Source organism: Actinocorallia aurantiaca (assembly GCF_039533685.1).
GTDB lineage: Bacteria > Actinomycetota > Actinomycetes > Streptosporangiales > Streptosporangiaceae > Actinocorallia > Actinocorallia aurantiaca.
In genome coordinates this window covers 1-3,779 of the sequence record NZ_BAAATZ010000041.1, presented here as the reverse complement: position 1 = coordinate 3,779, position 3,779 = coordinate 1, and the positions used below count along the sequence as shown (strand labels likewise).

Genomic DNA, 3,779 nt, shown 5'->3' with positions numbered 1-3,779 from the left:
GGCCGATGCCGTAACTGGGGCCCGAGGCGTTGCCGCCGCCCCAGGAGTAGGGCGTGCCCAGCACGCTCATGGCGGCATCGATCATCTTCTGTCGGGCGCCTCCGGCGGCCAGGGCGTTCAACGCCGGGAAGTCATGCCCCATGCCGGGCATGACCTCGGGGTCCACGAGGTCCGGCTCGGGTGCGGCCACCTCCTGGACGGGCATCTGGAGGGGCTCCGGGGTGGCCGAGATGCCCGTGTGCGTCAGCGTGGGCGTAGCCGTTCTGAGCCCCGCGGGATCGCTGGTGAGGGCTTCCTCCACAGTGGGCTCCGGAGGGGCTGGAGCGAGCGCCCCCACCTCGTCCAGGTCCATCCTGGGGGTGATCAGGGGGAAGGGCAGGCCACCATCACCTCCCATGGAGTTGATGAGCCTGCGGGCGTTGTTCTCGTGCTTGGCGTAGGCGTAGGGATAGGCACTGCGCTGGACGGCCTGGGCCGCCAGCGTCAGAGACATCCGGTTGCGGTCCTTGACCCGCTTCAGGCCCTCGAAGAACTTGGTGCTCGCGTAGATGGGGTCCGTCACCTGGGCGACGGTCCCCCAGCCCTGGGAGGGCCTCTGCTGGAAGAGGCCCTGGGAGTCCCGGTCCCCGTAGCGCAGGTTGCGCAGGCCGGACTCCTGCATGGCGGTCATGATGGCGATGAGGATGTCCCTGCTGGACATCTTCATCTGGCGCCCCACCTCGATGATGACGCGGGCATTGGCCCGCTGCTCGTCCGTGGCCATCTACTGCACCGGACTCTGAATCGCGCTCAAGAGCGCATCGAAGTACGTGGTGGCCATCTGATAGTCCCCGCGCTCCTTGGATCGGGTCTCGTCGTCGTCCACCCACTCCTTCGCGAACTGCTCGGCATCGATGCCGCCGGAGGTGGAGGAGTTCAGATAGCGACCCGTCTTCTCGTCCAGCTTGTAGGTGGTCTTCGTCGGATCGCTCTTCTCCGCGGTGTTCAGAGCCGCCAAGAAGGCAGCCTTTTCCGCGGCCGTGGGGTCGCGGCCGAGTTCCTCGGCAAGGACCCTGTCCAGGACGGCCCTGGCCTCGGTCGGGTTCGTGAGCCGGTCGGATCCCTCGGTGTAGGACTTGGGCTTCGCCTCCCCGGCATCGCCGACCGGATTCTTCATGTAGTGCCGGAGCAGCTGCTCCACCGTGGGCGCCTTGCTGGGGTCGGCCGCGTATCGCTTCGCGGCCTCCATGAGGACGACCCTGAAGCCCTCCCAGATGGTGTCCCGGGTGGACGTCTGGTCGATCCCCTCGAAGCCCGCCTTGGCGAGCTGGCCCGCCAGGGAACGGATCTTCTCGTCCGACCAGCCGTAGAACAGCTTCATCATCTGCGAGATGGTCAGCTCTTGCAGGCCATTCGCGCCGCGGACGCCGTCCTGGACGCGGACGGTCAGTCCGCCTCCCCGCTCATCGGCGAAGATGTCGCCGCCCGGGACGGCACTGTTGGTGCCATCCCCACGCATCAGCCCGTCAAGGACGGGATCCCCCGTCTGGGGCGCTGCCTCGGTGCTGAAGCCGGGAGTGCCGGGGATGCCCGACGACGGAGGAGTAGAAGCAACCGGGGGCCTCGGGGGCATTACTGGCTCTCCTGTATGTAGTCGTTGGCGAAGTAGCGGTCCAGCCACAGCTCGGAGAACCGGGTGTTCTTCTCCGCGAGGTAGTCGCGGACCTTGTCCCACTTCTCCAGCAGGTCGCGGTTGGCCTGGGCGTCCAGCGCCTTCGATCCGCCCTGGAGGTCACGGGCGGCGAGCTGCTGGACGAACCAGCCGCGGACGCTCAGGTACGTCCGCAGGGTCTGGAGCTCTCCCGTGCGGTGGGGGTCGCTCTGGAGGCGCTGGTCATTGGCGACGGTCCACGCCTGCTCCCGGATGCGGTGGGACCGCTCGGGATCGGGGGTGCCGTAGGCCCGGCCCCAGGCCGGGTCCTTCTCGCTGAGGTAGGTGACGATCTGGGACTTCTTGGACTTGAGGTCCTCGGCTCCGGGGTCGTTGAACGTGAGCAGGCCACGCTCTGTGAGCTGGGCCCGCAAGTAGTTCATGATCTTCCCGTAGTTCTGCCAGGTCTGCCTCTTGGCGGCTTCGGACGCCCAGGTCGCAGGGTCCTGAACCTCACGGAACTTCTGACCGGTATCCGGGTTCCAGGTGCTCGTCATCTGGGCGTCGTAGACCGCGGCGTCGAACTTGTCGTACTCGTGGTCCTCGATGCCTACGGCGGAGTCGAAGATGTCGGAGGCACTGGCCGCCAGATGCTGGAACTTGCGGGCCTTGGCCATCGCCTCATAGTTGGCCGGGATGCCACTGTTGTTCTTCGAGGTGGACTCCATATAGAGCCACGCCTCGGGCGTCTCCTCCAGGAAGACCGCTTCGCCCTGCTCGTTGCCGAGCCGGCTCTTGTAGTCCCTGAGCTTGCCCGCGAGGAACTGCCACTCTTTGGGGACCTTCGTCTCCCATTCCTTGGCATAGAACATCGGCTGGGTGCTCACGGGCGATAGGAGCGCCTCGAAGAACCTCAACCGCGAGAGGTTGTCGGTCTTCTCGTAGACCTCCTTGACCGTGGGGGGCGTCTTGCGGTCGCCCCGCTGGTAGCGGGCCTCCTCTACGCGCATGATGTTGAACCACGAGTTGACGTAGGCGCGGCTGTCCTTCTTCTCCTGCTCAGCCGCGTAGCGCTGCCAAGTCGTCGGGAACGCATGTTCCTTCCAGTTGTTCCGGGCCCCGAAGGGCAGGACGCCGACCTTCTGCATGAACTCGGCGGCCTTCGGGTCGGCCTGTCCCTCCTCGACGCCGAACCAATCACTGGGCAGCACGCCGAACGCCTTGCGACCCTGGACGACCTGCGAGATCGGCACCGTCATGAACGGGCCGAACCCGGGCGAGTACCAGGGGTCGCCCTGGAGGACGGTGTTGAAGGACCGCAGGGGGATGGCGCGGCCCGGAGCGAACTGCTCCGTGCCCTCTGGGATGAGGGGCAGCGCACCGAGCATCTTGGCCATGCGCTCCGGCATGCGAGCCACAATCTTGTGCTTCGTGTCGAAGCCGTAGATCTCGTCCCCTGCGTCCTCCACCGGGACGCCGTCCTCATCGACGACATCGAAAGGTTTGTGCAACCCTTGCCAACCCTGGTTGGCGCGGGCCACAATCCACGGGTTCTCTCCGACCTGGGTCGCCCATCGGGCGATGGCGGCACGCCACGCCCCGAAGAAGGGCATCGCGAACTTCAGGGCGGTCTGCGGGGAGGAGAACAGGTTGTCCTTGAAGATGCGGTCCATCTCCTTGACGGTGAACTGCCGCGCCGGCTCCTCCAGCTGGTGCAGCCGGTCGGGGCGCTCCATCATCCGGATGCCCTGGGCCTCCTGGACGGCCACCAGCTCCCGGAGCTTGGACTGGTACATCAGGTCCGCCACGGGATGGCGGACCAGTGCGTCCGTGGGGAGCTTGGAGGCGACGGTGTAGAAGTTGTCCGCGAGCGTGTTCAGCGCCTCGTCCAGGGCGCCCGTACCGAGGGCGTGCTCGATCTGCCCGCCGTGGACGGGCATCCGCTTGTCCACCGGGATCGTCTTGAGCTGCTTGGTGGAGACCTTGCTCTCCAGCGCAAGGCGCATGAGGTCGGGGTCTCCCAGGGTGTACTGGTCCACCATTCCGGCAACGCCGCGGAGCCAGTCCTCGCGGTTGGCCCGCACGAGCGGGCCCATCCGCTTCATGTAGTTGCGGCCCTCGGGGGTCCTGGTCCAGGCCAGGACCTCGT

2 protein-coding genes and 1 pseudogene are annotated in these 3,779 nt (G+C 66.6%); all 3 read right to left on the bottom strand.

Going from position 1 to position 3,779, the window contains the following annotated elements; genetic code table 11:
• Positions 1-763 (bottom strand): annotated as a pseudogene (locus ABD327_RS36600) (hypothetical protein); the annotation flags it as partial.
• Positions 764-1,498, bottom strand: a complete 735-nt coding sequence (locus tag ABD327_RS36595; RefSeq protein WP_344458176.1) for a hypothetical protein — start codon at positions 1,496-1,498, stop codon at positions 764-766.
• 113 nt (positions 1,499-1,611) lie between these two features.
• Positions 1,612-3,779: hypothetical protein (locus ABD327_RS36590; protein ID WP_344458173.1), on the bottom strand; the 2,168-nt coding region annotated here is incomplete at its 5' end.